General features: G+C 59.4%; 1 protein-coding gene. It reads right to left on the minus strand.

Translation table 11 applies throughout. From position 1 onward, the window contains the following. The coding region (locus tag AC097L_RS26675) for an aldehyde dehydrogenase family protein (RefSeq protein WP_479589698.1) at nucleotides 1-1,001 on the minus strand (1,001 nt) is incomplete at both ends.

Genomic DNA, 1,001 nt, shown 5'->3' on the forward strand with positions numbered 1-1,001 from the left:
AAGGCGGACGACTGATTCACAAACACGCCATTGGTCAGGTTGATCGACAGCGCGACCTTGGAACGCCAGGTGGCAGCGGTCATCGCGTCAATCACTTCAGGGCGGGTGGAGTAAATGCCGGTGGTCAAGGCGCCGTGGGTGCTCACAATCCGCTCTGACAAGGCGATCGCCGCGGCGGTATCGGCCACTTTGACGACAAAGGTAATCGGCCCGAAGCGTTCTTCCATATAGGATTTTTCATCGGCCGCATCGCAAGCCAGCAGCACCGGTGTGCGCACTTCGGCGTTCGGAAATTCGGGGTTGTCGAGTTTCTTCGAGGCAAGAATCACGCGGCCCAGCGCGCCGCTATTGGCTTCATCAATGCGACGCAAAGTGTCTGCTGACTGCACCGCGCCGAGCACGGCAAGCGCGACTTCCGGCTTGGCCAGCGTGCCCTCGATGGTGCGGGCAAGATCCGCGCAAACCTCGTCGTAAGACTTGTGGCCGTCTTCGGTGTCAATCCCACCTGCTGGCACAAACAGCGCCTGCGAGGTGGTGCACATTTGGCCGGAATAGAGCGCGAGCGTGAACGCCAAGTTGCGCAGCATCGGCTTGTAGGTGTCGGTAGAGTCAATCACGATGTTGTTCACACCTGCCAATTCGGCATAGACCTGAGCCTGACGGCAGTTGTCGATCAGCCATTGCCCAAATACATTGCCGCCGGTGAAGTCAACCGACTTGACCGCCGCGTGGGTCACCAACTGCTGCGTGGTTTCGCGTTTTCCCGCAATACACAGGGTGACCAGGTTGGGGTCGATGTCGTTCTCAACCAGCACGGCGCGAAGGGTGCGCACGGTGATGGCCGCTGGCAGAATCGCGCTGCTATGCGGTTTGATGATCACGGCATTGCCGGTTGTCAAGGCAGCAAACAAGCCGGGGTAGGTGTTCCAGGTGGGGAAAGTACCGCAGCCGACGACGACGCCGACACCACGCCCCACCACTTCAAAGTGCTTTTTCATCAC

It is taken from the genome of Rhodoferax sp. RT5P35, assembly GCF_056521385.1.